Origin of the sequence: Streptomyces sp. STR69 (assembly GCF_024519455.1) — a bacterium.
Taxonomy (GTDB): domain Bacteria; phylum Actinomycetota; class Actinomycetes; order Streptomycetales; family Streptomycetaceae; genus Streptomyces.
This window is the reverse complement of the sequence record NZ_JALJRY010000018.1, coordinates 109,864-126,676: the sequence shown is the minus strand read 5'-3', so window position 1 is coordinate 126,676 and position 16,813 is coordinate 109,864. Positions and strand designations below refer to the sequence as shown.

At 71.2% G+C, this 16,813-nt stretch carries 13 protein-coding genes; 10 read left to right on the top strand and 3 right to left on the bottom strand.

Annotated elements, in window-relative coordinates; genetic code table 11:
* The first annotated feature begins 167 nt into the window (after positions 1-167).
* From OC490_RS30580 to OC490_RS30555, 6 genes are all read left to right on the top strand, one after another.
* Positions 168-1,229, top strand: coding sequence for a permease (locus OC490_RS30580; RefSeq protein WP_262061250.1), 1,062 nt, complete (start codon positions 168-170; stop codon positions 1,227-1,229).
* On the top strand, positions 1,226-2,023 hold the full coding sequence (locus OC490_RS30575; RefSeq protein ID WP_262061249.1) for a TIGR03943 family putative permease subunit: 798 nt from the start codon (positions 1,226-1,228) through the stop codon (positions 2,021-2,023). Before OC490_RS30580 ends, OC490_RS30575 begins: the two co-directional genes overlap by 4 nt.
* Positions 2,024-2,256: 233 nt before the next feature.
* On the top strand, positions 2,257-2,976 hold the full coding sequence (locus OC490_RS30570; RefSeq protein ID WP_262061248.1) for a hypothetical protein: 720 nt from the start codon (positions 2,257-2,259) through the stop codon (positions 2,974-2,976).
* 145 nt (positions 2,977-3,121) lie between these two features.
* Entirely contained in the window at positions 3,122-3,448 is a 327-nt protein-coding gene (locus OC490_RS30565; RefSeq protein WP_262061247.1) for a MerR family transcriptional regulator, read from the top strand.
* A 211-nt stretch (positions 3,449-3,659) separates the two neighbouring features.
* The gene (locus OC490_RS30560) at positions 3,660-3,863 is read left to right on the top strand and encodes a cold-shock protein (protein WP_019063123.1); all 204 of its coding nucleotides are present in this window, start codon (positions 3,660-3,662) and stop codon (positions 3,861-3,863) included.
* Between the two features lie 189 nt (positions 3,864-4,052).
* On the top strand, positions 4,053-4,382 hold the full coding sequence (locus OC490_RS30555; protein ID WP_262061246.1) for an SCO5918 family protein: 330 nt from the start codon (positions 4,053-4,055) through the stop codon (positions 4,380-4,382).
* Positions 4,383-4,634: 252 nt separating this feature from the next.
* Here the strand turns inward: OC490_RS30555 and OC490_RS30550 are convergent, their stop codons facing one another.
* Positions 4,635-5,693 (bottom strand): PucR family transcriptional regulator, encoded by a 1,059-nt coding sequence (locus OC490_RS30550; protein ID WP_262061245.1) that lies wholly within the window; start codon positions 5,691-5,693, stop codon positions 4,635-4,637.
* A gap of 242 nt (positions 5,694-5,935) precedes the next feature.
* On the opposite strand from OC490_RS30550, the gene OC490_RS30545 reads away from it, so the two are divergent.
* The 3 genes from OC490_RS30545 (at position 5,936) to OC490_RS30535 (ending at position 13,855) form a co-directional block, all read left to right on the top strand.
* Positions 5,936-6,598, top strand: coding sequence for a hypothetical protein (locus OC490_RS30545; protein ID WP_262061244.1), 663 nt, complete (start codon positions 5,936-5,938; stop codon positions 6,596-6,598).
* 247 nt (positions 6,599-6,845) lie between these two features.
* On the top strand, positions 6,846-8,993 hold the full coding sequence (locus OC490_RS30540) for a flotillin family protein (protein WP_262061243.1): 2,148 nt from the start codon (positions 6,846-6,848) through the stop codon (positions 8,991-8,993).
* Positions 8,994-9,142: 149 nt separating this feature from the next.
* Positions 9,143-13,855: a DNA repair ATPase gene (locus OC490_RS30535; RefSeq protein WP_262061242.1), complete on the top strand. Its 4,713-nt coding sequence runs from the start codon at positions 9,143-9,145 to the stop codon at positions 13,853-13,855.
* On the opposite strand, the gene OC490_RS30530 is transcribed toward OC490_RS30535, so the two are convergent.
* Both OC490_RS30530 and OC490_RS30525 read right to left on the bottom strand, forming a co-directional pair.
* Positions 13,852-14,223 (bottom strand): hypothetical protein, encoded by a 372-nt coding sequence (locus OC490_RS30530; RefSeq protein WP_262061241.1) that lies wholly within the window; start codon positions 14,221-14,223, stop codon positions 13,852-13,854. The two genes, OC490_RS30535 and OC490_RS30530, sit on opposite strands and share 4 nt — an antisense overlap.
* 210 nt (positions 14,224-14,433) lie before the next feature.
* Positions 14,434-15,798, bottom strand: coding sequence for a helix-turn-helix domain-containing protein (locus OC490_RS30525; protein WP_262061335.1), 1,365 nt, complete (start codon positions 15,796-15,798; stop codon positions 14,434-14,436).
* A gap of 209 nt (positions 15,799-16,007) precedes the next feature.
* On the opposite strand from OC490_RS30525, the gene OC490_RS30520 reads away from it, so the two are divergent.
* Complete coding sequence (locus OC490_RS30520) at positions 16,008-16,790, top strand: DUF4232 domain-containing protein (protein WP_262061240.1); 783 nt, start codon at positions 16,008-16,010, stop codon at positions 16,788-16,790.
* Positions 16,791-16,813: the final 23 nt, after the last annotated feature.

Sequence of the window (16,813 nt, the reverse complement as noted above, 5' to 3'; positions counted from 1 at the left end):
GTGCCCGGCGGGGTCTGATGAGGAACGCTGCTCGCCACGAGGGGAAAGACTGCCCCAAGGAGGCGGGTGGTTCCAGTATTCCGCTGAACACCCGTGCCCCGACTGCCGTATGCAGAGAGAGGGAGCAAAACTCGCGAAACCCCGCACCTGCCGGAGGTAGCACACCCGTGGCCATCACCACCGAACCAGCCGCGCCGACCACGGAGACTCCGCCGACCCCGGAAACGCCCCCAGCGGCGCACGCACCGGCCCCGGAGCCGCAGGCACCGGCCAAGGACGGCTGGCAGCTCAACTCGCCGCTCGTGCTGACCATGGTGCTGCTCCTGGTGGTACTGGCCCAGGCGCCGATCCGTACGGCCCTGTCCGCGCCGGTGATGCAGAGCTGGATGACGGTGTTCGTGGCCGTGGTCGTGCAGGCGCTGCCCTTCCTGGTGCTGGGCGTGCTGCTGTCGGCGGCCATCGCGGTGTTCGTGCCGGCCACCTGGTTCACCCGCGCGCTGCCGAACAATCCCGTCCTCGCCGTACCGGTGGCCGGGATGGCGGGCGCGATCCTGCCGGGCTGCGAGTGCGCGTCCGTGCCGGTGGCCGGGGCGCTGGTGCGCCGGGGTGTCACCCCGGCGGCGGCGATCGCGTTCCTGCTCTCCGCCCCGGCGATCAACCCGATCGTGCTGACGGCGACGGCCGTGGCGTTCCCGCGCAACCCGGAGATGGTCCTCGCCCGGTTCGTCGGCAGCCTGCTCGTGGCCTGCGTGATGGGCTGGCTGTGGACGCGGCTCGGCCGCACCGACTGGCTGAAGCTGCCCGCCCACGAGCCGCACGCGGGGGAGACCAAGGGGGCCGCGTTCTGGGGCTCGGTGCGACACGACGTGATGCAGGCGGGCGGCTTCCTGGTGCTCGGCGCGATGTCCGCGGCGACCCTCAAGGCGGTGGCACCGGCGAGCTGGCTGCGTACGGCGGCCGACAACCCGGTGGTGGCGATTCTCGCCCTCTCGATCCTGGCCGTACTGCTGTCCATCTGCTCGGAGGCGGACGCGTTCGTGGCCGCCTCGCTCACCCAGTTCTCGCTCACGGCGAAACTCGCGTTCCTGGTGGTGGGACCCATGATCGACCTGAAGCTGTTCGCCATGCAGGCGGGCACGTTCGGGCGCGGCTTCGCCCTGCGCTTCGCGCCCGCCACCTTCGTCCTCGCCATCGCGGGCGCGGTCGTCACCTCGGCGGTGCTCCTGTGAGCCGGCAGGCACAGGCGGCGGTCCTGTTCCTGATCGGCACGGCCCTGCTGCACGCCGGCCTCACCAACCTCTACCTGCGTTACGTCAAGGCGGGCCTCCAGCCGCTGCTGCTGCTCTCCGGCGGGGTGCTCATCCTGGCGGCACTGGCGACGGCCTGGTACGAGTGGCGCCGGGCGCGGGCGGAGAAGGCGCAGGCGGCGGCGCACGCGGAGGCCGCTCACACGGACGCGGCCCACACGGAGGCCCACGCGGAGACGGAGGGCCAGGGTCACGGCGGCCATGTGCACCGCGAACCCCGCATCTCCTGGCTCCTGTTGCTCCCCCTCTTCGCCCTCATCCTGGTCGCCCCGCCCGCCCTCGGCTCCTACAGCGCGGTCCGCACGGGCACGGCCATCCAGCAGCCCTACGGCCTCGAAAAGCTCCCCGCGGACAACCCGCTCACCCTCGGCCTGGTCGACTACGCGACCCGCGCGGTCTACGACCACGGGCGTTCCCTCGGCGACCGTCAGCTCAAGGTCACCGGCTTCGTGGCCCTCGACAAGTCCGGCGCCCCCTATCTCGTGCGCATGGCCCTCAACTGCTGTGCCGCCGACGCCCAGCCGGTGAAGATCGCCCTGACCGGCAAGATCCCGCCGGTCCTGCAGCCCGACACCTGGCTGCTGATCACCGGCACCTACTCCGCCAAGCAGACCAAGGACCCCGTCAACAACCGTCCCATCCCCTACTTCCAGGTCACCGAGGCCAAGCCGGTCCCGACCCCGAAGGACCCGTACGACGAGAGCTGGAACCAGTGATGTCGTAGGGCGCGGGAGCCGTCGGACGCAGGTGCGGGGGCCGTAGGGCGCGGGGCTGCCGGACCCCGGCTCCAGGCCGTGTCGCGGCCCGCGGGCGTACCGTGAAGAGACCGAGGATTTCTCGTGTGCCGGATCGCGCCGGTGCCGTCCTCGGCGAAGGACGACGCCGGGGCGGACATGTCCGCACCCGGGGCAGGGCTCGCCCCATGACCGTGAATGTGCCCGGTCGACCGATGACCGCGGACCTCGTCAGGCACGGCGGTGCGGACGCGCACGGTGGTGCGGACGCGCATGGTGGTGCGGACGCGCATGGTGGTGCGGACACGCGCTTCGGTGCCGACGCGGCCCAGGGGGAGAAGCCGTGGTCGCCCGGCCGGGAGCGCGGCCCGTCCCCGCGGCAGGGGGACCGTCTCCGCCCGCTCAGCCGACGCCAGATCGAGGACCGGTTCGAGGACCTGGGCGATCTGTACGAGGAGACCTCCGGCGGCACCCGCGCGGGGACCCGCTCCCGCGCCGAGTTCCTGCGCCGGCTCGCGGGCGATGTCCGGCGGCCCGGTTTCACCCTGCTGATCGCCGAGAACACCACCCTGACGGCCTGCGCCTACGGCTTCCCCGTGCACGGCGCCGATCCGTGGTGGCAGGGGTGCGACACCCGCCTTCCCCGGACCGTGCGCGGTCTCGCGGTCACCGGTGGGCTCTTCGCGGTCTCCGGGATCGTCGTCCCGCCCCGTGTGCGTACCCACTACCAGGACCGGGACTGGAACCTCGCCCGGCGCCTGCAACGCCGGCTGCTCGACGATCACGCGCCGGCCCTCGGCGTCACCCTGGTGCCCGCCACCGACACCGAGACGCTGACGGCGTACCGGGCCTGGGGCTGGCGGGACGTCGTAGCGGAAGCGCGTGATCCGCGGCCGTCCGCCGGGGCCTGCCGGGTCCTGCTGCTGGGCCGCTGAGCGCGTCAACCACCGTCCACGGGCGTAAGGACATCTGTGCTCGCCGCGACAGAGATTCCCCGGGTGCGACTAGAGTTCCCGTAGGGGGTAACAAGCTCCCCTGCGGCGGGCCGTCCCTCTCCGGTGGCCCGCAGGAAAGGTGTACATGCCCGCAGAAAGCCACCAGCCCGCGGCCGACCGGCTCGACGACGACGACTACCCCGCCTACACCATGGGCCGGGCCGCCGAGCTGATCGCCTCCACGCCCGGTTTCCTCCGGTCGCTGGGTGAAGCCGGGCTGATCACGCCGACGCGGTCGGACGGCGGTCACCGCCGCTACTCGCGCCATCAGCTCCGTACGGCCTCCCGCGCCCGCGAGCTGGTCGACCAGGGGACGCCCATCGAGGCCGCCTGCCGCATCATCAGCCTGGAGGACCGGCTGGACGAGGCGCTGCGGGTCAACGAGGAGTTGCGTCGGTCGTCCCATCGCTAGAAAATCTGATGTCGGCGAAACAGAAATTCACTGTTTTGGGCGGCGCTTTTCCAACCCATTTCCGCCGCCGCCGAAATGGGTTCCGTGCTAGGCTGACTTCAGTTGCAGTTGTGGTTGCCAATTTTGAACCGGTTCTCCGGGCAGGTGATCATCACGGCGATGGAGGAGATTCGTAAAGTGCGGATCTCGTGCACTGCCTAGGAGTTAAGACATGGCCACCGGTACCGTGAAGTGGTTCAACGCGGAAAAGGGCTTCGGCTTCATCGAGCAGGACGGCGGCGGCGCTGACGTCTTCGCCCACTACTCGAACATCGCCACCCAGGGCTTCCGCGAGCTGCAGGAAGGTCAGAAGGTGACCTTCGACATCACGCAGGGCCAGAAGGGCCCGCAGGCGGAGAACATCGTTCCCGCCTAAGCACGCGAAGCTGCGAAACAGGGGCCCGCACCTTGGGTGCGGGTCCCTTTTCGTATCTCCTCATTTACCCGCTGTTCCACCTGCCGTTCTCCGGCCACCCGCTGTTCTTCGGCCGTTCTCCGGCTTCCCCGTTTTCCCCGAGGAGAAATCCTCCCCTCTCCTCCCGCTCGAACCCCTTGGTGAGGCACCATGCGCTGCGTGATCGCCCGTTACCCCTTCGATCTGACGAAGAGCGAGGTGGAGGAGATGCTCAAGGGCATCCGCCCGGAGCAGCCCGTCAGCGGCCCCTGCGCCGTCATCAGCCGCAAGCTGTACCCGGTCAAGCAGGTCGGCGAGGTGATCACCAAGCAGGACCGCCGTGACTTCACCGCCTTCGAGGTGACCCGGGCCCTGACCCGCCTCGGCTTCACCTGCCACGAGACGCCGCCCGCGCCGGCCACCCCCGCGCCCGCCGCACCGTCCGCCGAGTCCGACTCCGGCCCCGAATCGACGTCGTACATCGGCACCACCCTGGGCTGACGCCTCCGCCCCCGCACACTCCGTATCCCCCAAGCGACCACGCCGCCGAAGAACCATCCGGGCGCGCGGTCGCTTTTTTCTGCGCCCAGCTGGCTCTTTCCGGCGCCCGCCGGAGGGGACCTTCTCTGTAAAAGTGTGACACTTCGGCGCCCGAGTGTCACACTTTCGCGGCTCACCCCGGTGCCACCCAACGTTCCCGCGCACCGTCCGGCTTCGAAGACCCGCCTTGCGCCCAGCGGCCGGCGCTCCGCCTCACAGCTCCTTGTCGGGCCAGTCCAGCAGGCGGGCGCCGATCACCGCCGTCTGCAGCGTGTATCGCTGGCCGGGGTCCGCCGGGTCAGCGCCGGTCAGCTGGTGGATGCGTTCCAAGCGGTACGTCAGCGCGCGCACGCTCAGTGAGAGCCGCCGGGCGGCTTCCGCGGCCACGCAGCCGCAGTCGAAGTACGTCGAGAGCGTGTCCAGCAGCGGTCGCGGGCCGCCGCGCGCCTTGGTGAGCGGGCCCAGCGCGTCGAGGACCAGGTCGGCCATCGCCTGCCGGTCGCGGGTGAGCACCGGGTAGACCAGCAGGTCGGCGGCGCGCAGCAGCGGGCCCTCCAGAGTGAGCCGCTCGGCCAGTTCGAGGGTGTTCAGGGCCTCCTCGTAGGACTGGACGATCCCGCCCGCGCCCGGCTGCGGCCGGCCGATCGCCACCCGGGTGCCCTCCGCCGCCGCGTACGACTGCTTGGCGAAGTGGGTGAGGACGTCGTCCTGGTCGCCGGGCGCCACGCACAGCATCCGGCCGGCCTTCGTGGTGAGCAGGATGTTGCGGTCACCGAAACGGCTGATCATCGCGCGCTCCACCTGACGCGGCACCGGCGCGCTCTCGTCGTAGGGCGTCGGCCCCTGGACCACGGCGACGGCGTGCGTGTGGGATAGGCGCAGACCGAAACGCTCGGCGCGTTCGGCAAGCCGGCCCAGACCGCCGCGGCCGTAGAGCAGATCGTCGATGAACTCCCGCCGGGCCGCCTCCTCCTGGCGTACGGCGACCCGCTGAGCGCGTTCGTAGCCCTCGGCGAAGGCGTCGACGACCTGCTGCACCGCGGCAAGTGTGCAGTCGGCGGCACCGGGAGTCTCCGGCCAGGCCGCGCGGGTGGCGGCGAGGTGGGCGTTGACCAGGGCGCGCAGTCCGTGTCCGGCCTCGGCCGCGTGTTCGCCCAGGGCGCGGCGGGCCTCCAACTCGGCCCGGGTCAGGCGCCGTCCGGTCACGGCGACCTCCGCCAGGAGCTGCGCGTACCCCGCCAGATATTGCTCAGGTATTCCGCGCTCCGGCAACGCCGCCCCCTGTTTTCTTGACGCCCTGGTGACGCTTTCTTAGCGCGTCACCGGCATCAAGACCCTAATGAACACTGCCGGGTTCCGGCAATGCGCGGGCGTGCACCCCGCGTGCACCATGGCGCCAGGGGAGCACCACGGATGGTTCCGGTGCCGGACACCGGCAGGTGTCCCGCACCGGGACCGCGATCCGGGCATCCCCATCGGCAGTCGGGCGAGTAAGAGAACGGGGGGCCGGGATCATGGGGGCGTTCATCGCTGCCGCGACCGGTTTTCCCACCGTCGTCTTCACCGCGGCGCTCGTCGTGGTCGTCCTCTACTGGCTGCTGGTCGCCCTCGGCGCGGCCGACGCACACGGTCACGGGCATGCCCATGTGCAGGTCCACATCCGTGGGCACGCACACGTCAACGCCCGTGGGCATGACGGCGGCCGGTGGCTCGGCGGGGTCCCGGTGACCCTCGCCTTCTCGCTGTTCGTCGCCGTCGGCTGGCTGATCAGCTTCTGCGCGAGCGTGCTGCTCGTGCCTTCGGGGCCGGCCGGCGTCCTGGTCGGAGCGGTCGTGCTGATCGGCGCGGGGTACGCCTCCTGGCAGGCGACCAAGCTGCTCGTACGGCCGCTGCACCGCCTGTTTCCCGACGAACACGGGCCGTCCCGGCTGGACTTCGTCGGGCTGACCTGCACGATTCGCACGGGGCGGGTCGACGGGGAGTTCGGGCAGGCCGAGGTCAGGGCGGTGGACGGCTCGGCCGCGGTGGTCCAGGTCCGGCAGACGGGCAACGACGCCCTCGCCAGCGGCAGCACCGGACTGCTCTACGCCTATGACGAGCCCGGCGAGTTCTTCTGGGTCGCGCCCTACGACAGCGCGCTGGACCCGAGGACCGGACCCGGCGGCAACCCGGGGTAGACCGCCAACACTTGTTGGCCTACGGCTGTTGCCCACGGGTGTTGGCGGACGACCGTCCGGCCTGCGACCGCCGCGCTCTGTGGCCTACGCCTGGTGGCCTACGCAGGTTGGCCCACGCCCGTTGGCCGACACCCCGTTGGTCAACGCCTGTTGGTCAACACCCCGTTGGTCAACGCCCGTTGGCCCACATCTGTTGGCCCACACCACGCCCGTTCACCACCCTTCTCATCCCACGAGGACCCATGTCATGAACGCCATCACCGTGGGCATCGGTGTGTTCGTCGCCGTTGTCCTGCTCATCGCGCTCGCCCTGCTTCTGCTGGTCGGGCGGCTGTTCCGGAAGGTGGAGCAGGGGCGGGCGCTGATCGTCTCCAAGACGAAGAAGGTCGACGTCACCTTCACCGGGGCGGTCGTCCTGCCGGTGCTGCACAAGGCCGAGTTCATGGACATCTCGGTGAAGACGATCGAGATCCGCCGCACCGGGCGCGAGGGTCTGATCTGCCAGGACAACATCCGGGCCGACATCCACATCAGCTTCTTCGTGCGGGTCAACAAGACCGTCGAGGACGTCATCAAGGTCGCGCAGGCCATCGGCACCCAGACCGCGAGCGACCCGGTGGCGATCCAGGACTTCTTCGCGGCGAAGTTCTCCGAGGCGCTCAAGACCGTCGGCAAGCAGCTGGACTTCGTCGATCTCTACACCAAGCGCGAGGAGTTCCGGGACCGGATCATCCAGGTCATCGGCACCGACCTCAACGGATACCACCTCGACGACGCGGCCATCGACTTCCTCGAACAGACCCCGATGACCCAGCTCGACAACCAGAACATCCTGGACGCGCAGGGCATCCGCAAGATCACCGAGCTGACGACGATCGAGCACGTCCGCACCAACGAGTTCCAGCGCACCGAGCAGAAGGAGATCACCCGGCAGAACGTCGACGCCCGGGAGACCATCCTGGAGCTGGAGCGCCGGCAGGCCGAGGCGGAGATCAAGCAGCGCCGTGAGGTGGAGGTCCTGCGGGCACGCGAGGAGGCCGCCACCGCGAAGGTGCAGGAGGAGGAACGCCTCGGCGCTCAGGCCGCGTTCCTCCGTACCGAGGAGCAACTCGGCGTCCAGCGCGAGAACCAGGCCCGCGAGATCGCCGTAGCGCAGAAGAACCGTGAGCGGGTCATCGCCGTGGAGAACGAGCGCATCGAGAAGGACCGGCTCCTCGAAGTCATCGCCCGTGAACGGGAGACCTCGCTGTCCGGGATCGCGCGTGACAAGGAGGTCGAGGTCGAGCGGCGCGAGGTCGCGGACGTGGTCCGGGAGCGGATCGCCGTGGACCGTACGGTCGCCGAGCAGGAGGAGGCCATCAAGAAGCTGCGGGTGGTCGAGGAGGCGGAGCGCACCCGGCAGGCGGTGATCATCGCCGCGGAGGCCGAGGCACAGGAGAAACTGGTCAAGGACATCAAGGCGGCCGAGGCCGCGGAGGCCGCCGCCAAGCACCGCGCCGGTGAGCAACTCACCCTCGCCGACGCCCGGTTGAAGTCCGCGGACCTCGACGCCCGCGCCAAGCTCCGGCTCGCCGAGGGCATCCAGGCGGAGGCCGCCGCGGCCGGACTCGCCGAGGTCCAGGTCCGCGACAAGGAGGCCGAGGTCACCGTGAAGGCCGGCCGCGCGGAGGCCGAGGCCACGGGGGCGCGACTGCGGGCGGAGGCGGACGGCACCGAGGCCCGGCTGCGGGCGGAGGCCGAGGGAACCCGGGCCATGGCGCTCGCGGAGGCCGAGGGCGCGCAGGCGAAGGTGCTCGCGCAGGCCGAAGGCGTACGGGCGAACGCGCTCGCCGAGGCCACCGGTATCGGCGAGAAGCTCAAGGCCGAGGCGGAGGGGCTCACCGAGAAGGCCGCCGCGATGGCCGCCCTCGACGACGCCTCGCGCGGCCACGAGGAGTACCGGCTGCGGCTCCAGGCCGAGAAGGAGATCCGGCTCGCGGGCCTCGATGTGCAGCGGCAGGTCGCCGAGGCGCAGGCCACGGTCCTCGCGACCGGTCTGGAGAACGCCGACATCGACATCGTCGGCGGCGACACGGTCTTCTTCGACCGGCTGATGTCGTCGATCTCGCTCGGCCGCAGCGTCGACGGCTTCGTCCAGAACTCCCAGACGGCACAGGCGTTGGCGCGCCCGTGGCTGGACGGTACGTCGAACATCGCCGACGACCTCGGACGGATGCTCGGCTCGGTCTCCACGGCCGACGTGCAGAACCTCACCGTGTCGGCACTGCTGATGAAGCTGATGCGGACGGACACGGCGAACGCCGGTCAGCTACGGCAACTGCTCGACAAGGCCGGTGAGTTGGGCCTCGCGGACACCCCGCTGACCGCGCTCAACGGGCACCCGGCGAAGGCCTGACACCTGGCGAAGGCCCGACGCCCGGCCGAGATCCGACATCCGGCCGAGGCCGAGGTCCCGCCCCACAGACGGTCCGGAACTGCCGCACAGGGGACGGCAGTTCCGGACCCACTTCCTGATCACCCCGCCCGAGATCCTGAGAGGGACCCATGACCACCGGCCTGGACACCGGCACCTACGAGGTCCTGCGCGACCGCCTCGCCGCACAGGCCGCCGAACTCGCCCGCCGAGCGGAGGCGCTTAACACCCGCCGCACCGAGGAGTTCGGCTCGACCCGGCTGGAACTCGCCGGCACCGGACGCCTCACCACCGAGCACCCGGCCGAACCGAGGGATATCGTCGCCGTAGGAGACGCGCTCCTCTTCGGCCATCAGACGTCCCTCGGCGTCAGCCGGGAGACGGCGGTGGCCGACGTCCTCGCCCTGTACGACCGCCAGGATCTGCACGGGCTGCCCGAGAGCGCCGTACCCGGACTCCTCGGCGACCCGGAGTTCGTACGGGAGTTCACCGCCCTGCAGCGCTACTACCGGCAGGCCCGCCTGCTCCGACTCCGCTGCGTCGACGGCAAGTTGCTGGCCGTCTTCCGTACCGGCGAGAAGGCCGACGACATCCGGGTGCTGCGCTGGGCGCTCACGGACGACGGCCGGGCGGCGACCTTCCTGGACGCGCACGGCGAGCGCGACCACGTCCTCCCGCCGCCGTACGACTTCGACTGGACCGGGACGGGCCGCGAGGACCTCGTCCCCGGCCGGCACCCGCATGTGCGGATCCAGGACGGGCTGTACGTCGACACGCTGGGCGGCACCCTCACCGTGAAGGTGGAGGACAACACCGAGACGGGGGAGGGGATTTACGCCGAACCGGTGGACGAGCCGCTGCAGTCGCTCGCCGACGCGGAGATCGCGTACGCACGGGTGGGCGCGCTGGTGCTGCTGCGGGTGCGGCCCTACAAGGAGGACGCCCACCGCTACCTGGTCTTCAACACGCTCACCAAGGGCGTCGTACGGCTCGACGGGATCGGGCTGTCGTGCCGGCGGCTGCCGGAGGAGCAGGGGATCGTGTTCCCGGGCGGGTACTGCCTGGCCACGGGGGAGTGCAAGACCTTCGAAACAGCCACCGACGGGCTGGAGTTGGAGCGGATCGTCCGCTCGCCCAACGGGGAGGACGTGCTGTTCGGGTACCGGGCGCGGGGGTCGGGGCGGAGCCTGCTGCTGCCGTACAACATGATCCGCAAGGAGGTCGCGGCACCGCTGCCCGGGCAGGGGTGGGCGCTCTTCGACGACGGCACCGTGGTCGTGCTGGGCGCGGGGGCGGGCGAGGCGGCTCGGATTCATCCGGTGCGGATCTGGCGTACCCCGTTCGTCTCCGACACGCATGCCGCCGCCCAACCGACCGGCTCCGGGCCGCTGTTCCGGGTCGGGAACGCCGATCTCGTGCGCGGGATCTCCGACTGTCTGTCGCTGACGGGCGCGGTCGTCGGGCTGGAGCCGACGACGGAGGTGTACGAGGCGCTGGTCGCCGCGTGTGTCCGGGCGGCCGACACGCATCACTGGCTGGGGGACGCCGAACTCGGCGATCTGCGGGGCCCGTTGGAGGAGGTGCGGGGTACGGCGGAGCAGGTCCTGACCGAGTTCGAGACGGTCCGGACTCTGACCAGGCGGGCCGCCGATGCCGTCGCCGACGCGACGGACCGTCTCGCCTCCCTCGTCCGGCGGTTGCGGGGGGAGGCACCCCGGGACGCGGCGGGCTGGGTCAGCGGGCTCACCGAACTCCGGCGTGCGCAGGGGCGTTTGCCGTCGTTGAAGGAGATGCGGTACGCGGACATCGCGCGGATCGAGGAGGCGGCGGCCGAAGTCGAGGCGGATCTGGGGGCGTTCGGGCAGCGGGCGGTGTCGTTCCTGGCCCGCGAGGACGCGTTCGCCGGGCATCACGAGCTGATCGACGCCCTGGTCGCGGAGGCCGGGGCGCTGGCCAAGGTCGCCGAGGCGGCCCCGGTCGCGGCCCGCCTGGACGAACTGACCGAAGGGCTGCGGACGGTGACCGAGGTGGTCGCCGGACTCGACATCGCCGACGCCACGGTCCGTACGTCGATCCTGGAACGGGTCGCCGAGGTGCTGGGCGGCGTCAACCGGGCCCGCGCCACCCTGGACGCCCGGCGCGCGGAACTCCGGGACCGGGAGGGACGGGCGGAGTTCGCGGCCGAGTTCGCGCTGCTGGCCCAGTCGGTGACGGGAGCGCTCGCGGACGCGCCGACCCCGGAAGCCTGCGACACCCAACTCGCCCTGCTGCTGGTGCGGTTGGAGAACCTGGAGGCCCGCTTCGCGGACTTCGACGACTTCCTCGCCGAACTGGCCGGCAAACGCACCGAGATCCACGAGACCCTCTCCGCCCGCAAGCAGACCCTGGTCGACGAACGCGCCCGCAGGGCCGAGCAGTTGACGCGGTCGGCGGTCCGGGTGCTGGAGACGGTCGGGCGGCGCGCGGTCGCGCTCGCCGACGCCGACGCGGTGAACACGTACTTCGCCTCCGACCCGATGGTGGCGCGGATCCGCCGCACCGCCGGCCAACTCCGCGAACTGGGCGACCCGACAAGGGCGGAGGAGCTGACGGGCCGGCTCACGGCCGCCCACGCGGAGGCGGTCCGCGCCCTGCGCGACCGCGCCGACCTCTCCACGGACGGCGGCCGGACCCTCCGTCTCGGCCGCCACCGTTTCGCCGTGCACAGCGAGCCCCTCGACCTCACTCTGGTCCCCTCCGGCGAGGGCCTGGCCTTCGCCCTCACCGGCACGGACTACCGATCCCCGGTCAAGGACCCGGAGTTCGCGGCCACCCGCCCCTACTGGGACCGCCCGCTGCCCTCCGAGTCACCGCTGGTCTACCGCGCCGAACACCTCGCCGCCCGCCTCCTCGACGAACACGGCGCGCAGGCCCTCGCCCAGGAACCCGAGCTCGCCGCCCTGGTCCGCCGGGCCGCGCAGGAGTCGTACGACGAAGGCTACGAACGCGGTGTGCACGACCACGACGCGACCGCGATCCTCACGGTGCTGCTCCGCCGGTACGAGGACGCGGGCCTGCTGCGCCACGAACCTGCCGCCCGTGCAAGCGCGTTGCTCTTCTGGACGCACGGCACGAACCCACGGGCGCGCGAGAACTGGACCCGGCGCGCGAGGTCCCTGGCCCGGGCCCGCGACCTGTTCGGACCCACCCCCGCCGACGCCGAACTCCGCGCGGAACTCGCCGAGGAGGAGGGACTGGGCGGCGAGTCGGCCGCGGTCTACCTCCTCGACGAACTCACCACCGCCCCCGAGGGGTTCGTGATCAGCGCGGGCGTCCGCACCCTGCTCGACAAGTTCCGCCGGGCGGTGGGCAGTTCGGCCTACGACGACGATCTGATCGCCCTCGACGACGACCTGCCCGCGCGCCGCCAGCTGGTGGAGGCCTGGCTGACGGCGTACACGACGGCGTCCGGGACACGGGTCGACCCGGGGGACCTGGCGGAGGCGGTGGCGGCTGAACTCTGCCCCGGCGCAGCGCGTTACGAGTCGGACGCGCGGCTGACCGAGACGGTCGGTGGACTGCTGGGCAGCCATGCTCGTGTCGTAGGGGGTGAGTTGCGTGTGAGGGTCGATGAACTCCTCGCCCGCACACGTGAGTTCCGTACCCAGGACGTCCCGGGTCACCGCGCGTACCAGCGCCGCCGCACCGCCCTCGTGGCGGCGGAACGCGCCCGGCTGCGGCTCGACGAATACCGTCCGCGTGTCCTGTCGTCCTTCGTGCGGGGCCGGCTCGTCGACGAGGTGTACCTCCCGTTGATCGGCGACAACCTGGCCCGGCAGCTCGGCACGGCAGGGGAGGACGGACTCGTCGGCACAGGCGGGCTGCTCCTGCTGATCTCCCCGCCGGGCTACGGCAAGACGACCCTCATGGAGTACGTCGCCGACCGGCTCGGGCTGGTCCTGGTCAAGGTCAGCGGCCCGGCCCTCGGGCACGGTGTCACCTCCCTCGACCCGGCCGAGGCGCCGAACGCGACCGCACGCCAGGAGGTGGAGAAGGTCAACTTCGCGCTCGCGGCGGGCAACAACGTGCTGCTCCACCTGGACGACATCCAGCACACGTCCCCCGAACTCCTGCAGAAATTCATCACGTTGTGCGACGCGACCCGGCGGATGGAGGGCGTGTGGGAGGGCGCGCCGCGCACCTACGACCTGCGAGGCAAGCGGTTCGCCGTCTGTATGACCGGCAACCCGTACACCGAGTCCGGCAGCCGGTTCCGGGTGCCCGACATGCTGGCCAACCGTGCCGACGTCTGGAACCTCGGCGACGTACTGACCGGCAAGGAGGCGCTGTTCGCCCTGAGTTTCATCGAGAACGCGCTGGCCTCGAACCCCGTACTGGCCCCGCTCGCCGGCCGCGACCGCGACGACCTGGACCTGCTGATCCGGCTGGCGCGGGGCGACGCGACGGCCCGCGCGGACCGTCTCTCCTACGCCTGCGACCCCACCGAACTGGCCCGGATCGTCGCGGTGTTGAGGCATCTGCTCGCCGCCCGCGACACCGTCCTCGCGGTCAACGCCGCGTACATGGCGTCGGCGGCGACCACGGAAGCGGCCCGCACCGAGCCGCCGTTCCGGCTCCAGGGGTCGTACCGCACGATGAACCGGATCGCGCGGCGCATCGAGCCGGTGATGAACTCCCGTGAGTTGTCTGCGGTGTTGGACGACCACTACACGGCCGAGGCGCAGACCCTGGGGACGGAGGCGGAGGCGAACCTGCTGAAACTGGCGGAGCTGCGGGGCACGCTCACCGGTGAACAGGCCTTGCGGTGGGGCGAGTTGAAGGCGGCGTACCCGCAAGTGAGCTAGAGCTGAAGCAGGCGTTGGGTGATCTCGCGGTACTGGCGCAGGGCGTGCCGGAGTTCGTCGGACTGGGACGTGAGGTCCGCGGGATCCGCAGCGGCGGCGGTGTCCTGGTCGGCCCAGGCGGCGCGGAGGAGGTCCCGGCGGGCCGCGAGGGCGCTCACCAACTGGGCGGTGGCCTCGTCGTAGGCGCTCTCCGCCTCCGCCAGGGCATCGCGCGGGGTGTCGGCGAAGGTGTTGAGGGCGTGCCGCAGCCGCTGGAGGACCTGCTCCCGCTCGGCCGGCGGGAGCAGCGGCTCCGGGCCCGGCGTGCGGCGTTCGGTGGGGGTCCGGTTCTGGCCCGCGGGCTGCTGGGCGCGTGTCTGGTCGTACATCAGGATGCCGCTTCCGTTCCGCCTGAAGGCGTTCGTTGCGTTCGTGCCTCGTCGGTCTTCTCGACGGCCTGTTCCAGGCTCCCGGAGACCCGGTCGGTCGTACCCTTCAACGACTGCGCGTGCTGCCAGTCAACGTCCGGCGACGGTCGGTGTCAACGCGGGGCCGGGCGGCGCGGTGGGGGTGCGGGGCGGCCCGTGGCCGGTCGGCGTTCAGTCGGCCTGGTGGGGCACCCAGTCGCTGTCCTCCAGCGAGTAGCCGTACTGCGGACGTCCGCTCATGCCGCTGGTGCGGAACGGCTTCCCCTGGTCGTCGATGCGCAGCACGCCCTTGCGGGTGCCGCTGGACCACGCCAGCTCCAGATACCAGCGCACATCGTGCGAGGCCGCGGCGGCCGTGATGTACAGGACCTCGGGCTCGCTCTCGCTCACCTTGTACGGCAGGCCTGTCTGCCCGGACTTCGGCGTGGCCACGGGGCGGGCCGCGTCCAGCCCGATGTCGAAGGAGTGCGTGGGCACCCCGCCGCCGCAGCCGACCCCCACGTAGCCCATCGCGTACGCGTTCCAGGCCAGTGGCGCACCGCTGTCGACGACACGGACGTTCAGGGACTGCAGCACCACGGTTTCCTGGCCGGTGCCCTGCACGGTGAGTTCGAGGAACTGGCTGCCGGCGGAGACGGCACCCAGCGCGCTCACCCAGCTCGGCGCGTCCTGCTCGGTCGGCGGCGGCGGCACCTTCGCCGCGTCCCGGTCCACCAGATAGGTCTGGCTGCACGGGCTCTCCCAGGCATACGGCCGGGTCGTCACCGTCAGCGGGACGCCCGCCGCCACGTCCGCGGCCCCGCCGGACTTCGCGCCCGTGGAGGCGGACGCCCCGCTCGTCGCCGTAGCGGACCCGGAAGGACTCGCGGAGCCGGAGGGCGAGGCCGACGCGGACGCGGACGGCGAGGAGGCCGACTTCGCGGACGCGGACGAGGAAGGGGTGCCGTGCCCCGCGGAGGTCACGGAGCCGGCCTCCTGCTTCCGGTCGCCGCCGCCGTTGCCGGACACGAGGTGGGGGACGAGGGCGGTGGCCGCGAGTACTACGGCTACTGCGGCGGCGGCGAAGAGGGCGGTACGGCGGCGGTTGCGCGGGGCGGTCACCGGTACGGCGGGTTCGGGTGCGGGGAGAGGGGTGGGCTCCGGTGCGGCGGAGGGGAAGTCCGCTTCAGGGGTGGGAGCGCTGGTCGCCCCTGAGACGGTGGCCGCCTCTGTGACCGCGGTGGTCGCGGTGGCCGCGGTGGGCGTTTCCGTGGTCGTGGTCGTGGCGGTCGCGGCGGACTTCCGCTCGCGCTGGCGGGCCCCGTCGGCCAGGATCCACCGGCGGTGGGCCTCGACGAGTTCGTCGGGGGTCGCCTTGCAGAGGCGCGCGAACCGCTCCACCGGGGCGTACTCGGTGGGTACGGCGTCGCCGTTGCAGTAGCGGTGCAGCGTCGACGTGCTCATGTGCAGCCGCTTCGCGAGCACGCCGTAGCTCAGCCCCGAACGGTCCTTGAACTCCCGTATCAGCGCCGCGAAATCGGCCGTCTCGTCCACCACTGCCACCCAGCCCCCGTTCCAGTCCAGCGTTCCAGGGAAGTCCTGTTCCCCCAGGTAAGAGCCGGTGCGAACGTTCCAGGTTCCCGTAACTCCCGGCTGCCGTGGCGGGTGGGACGGAATGCGGCACAGGCTGCGGTCATCAAAGCACGCCGCCCGCCGACCGGTTGGACGGCCAGCGAACTCCCGCCTTTCCGAAAAGGATCACAGCCATGTCCGCGTTCACCGCCCGTACCCGTACCCGTACCCGTACCCGTACTCGCCTCTTCGCCGCCGCGACCGTCGCGCTGGCCGCGCTCTCGCTCACCGCCTGCAACGACAAGATGGGAGTACAGGACGCCGGCGCGGTCTCCCCGAACTCCTCCTCGGCGGCGACCTCGGCACCGTCCGGGACACAGACCGGCCAGAGCGGAGGCAGCACGTCGGGCGGCTCCTCGACGGGGGGCTCCTCCACGGGCGGTTCCTCGACCAGTGGCGGCACGGGGTCGGGCGGCAAGACGAGCGGCGGCTCGGGCTCGACGTCCGGTTCGGGCTCCGGGGCGGGCTCCGGTTCGAGCAGCTCCACGAAGCGCGTCACCTGCAGCGGCGCCAACACCAAGGTGACCGCACAGCCGGTCAGCCGCCCCATCAACCACATGCTGCTCACCGTCACCAACACCGGCTCCAAGACCTGCGACCTCTACTACTACCCGGCCGTCAACTTCGAAGACGCCCAGTCCGTGCCGCCGGTCATCAAGGACTCCATGCCGCAGGCCGTGACCACGCTCGCCCCGGGAGAGTCGGGCTACGCCGGCGTCGCCCTCTCCGGCGGAGACGACGGCAACGGCACCAACGGCCGCACCGCGAAGTCCCTCTCCGTCTACTTCTTCGACCGCAACAACAACAGCATCAGCCCGGCAGCGACTCCTGCCCTCCCCAGCAAGGGCGTCTACATCGACGACTCCCTGCGGGTGACGTATTGGCTGGCCAGTGCGCAGGATGCGTTGACTTACTGAGGGGCGGGGGAAAAAAAAAAAAA